Annotated in this window: 1 protein-coding gene; it reads right to left on the bottom strand. The window is 64.9% G+C overall.

The features are described from left to right. Position 1: 1 nt before the first annotated feature. Positions 2-989: arginine deiminase (locus ACTQ1S_RS09325; RefSeq protein ID WP_441055873.1), on the bottom strand; the 988-nt coding region annotated here is incomplete at its 5' end.

The raw sequence follows: 989 nt of genomic DNA, 5'->3' as shown, positions 1-989 counted from the left end.
CTTAGAGGTCCTCGCGCCAGAAGGGCATGCTCATGCAGCGCGGGCCGCCACGGCCGCGGGAGAGCTCGGCGGAGGGCACGACGAGAAGGTCCAGGCCCTCCTTGTACAGCACGTCGTTGGTGACGGTGTTGCGGGCGTAGACGCAAATCTTGCCGGGCTCGACGCACAGGGTGTTGGAGCCGTCGTTCCACTGCTCGCGGGAGGCCGCGATCGGGTCGCCGCCGCCGCAGGGGATCAGCTTGACCTGGTCGACGCCGGTGGCGTCCTCCAGGACGTGCTCGAGGGTGTCCTCGATCAGGCGGATGTTCACGTCGCCCGGGTTCTTGCCGGCGGTCAGCTCGTAGACGCGCAGGGTGCCCATGATGGCGGGGTGGATCGTGAACTTATCGACGTCGATCTGGGTGAAGACCGTGTCGAGGTGCATGAAGGCGCGCGAGACCGGGATGTCGAAGGCCAGGATGCGCTCGACCTTGGAGTCGGAGTTCCAGAAGATGTTCTGGGCCATGACGTCGATAGCGGCGGCCTGGGTGCGCTGGGAGATGCCGACGGCGAGGGTCTTCTCGTTGATGTTCAGCACGTCGCCGCCCTCGGTGTGGAACTGGCAGTCGCGGCGGAAGTACAGGGAGACGTCCTTGTAGTCGGGGTGGTACTTGAAGACGTACTTGCCGTACAGGGTCTCGCGGTTGCGGGTGACCGAGTACATGCGGTTGAGGTTGACGCCCTCGCCGACGACCGCGAACGGGTCGCGGGTGAAGTAGAGGTTGGGCATCGGGTCGATGATCAGGTCGGACTCGGACTCGGAGTTGACCAGGGAGTCGAGGGTCGTGGAGGCCGTGAGGGGCATCTCGATCTCGGCCTTGGTCATGCCGGCCATGGTCTTCTTGACGAACTCGAGGTTGTCCTCGATGGAGTCCAGCTTCTCGCGGACGATCTGCGGCATGTGCTTCCCGCGGATGCCGGCCTCGGCGATGTACTGGTCGGTGAACTCG

This window comes from Collinsella sp. LCP21S3_D3 (genome assembly GCF_052118305.1).
Classification (GTDB): Bacteria; Actinomycetota; Coriobacteriia; order Coriobacteriales; family Coriobacteriaceae; genus Collinsella.
This window is presented reverse-complemented; position numbering and strand designations above follow the sequence as displayed.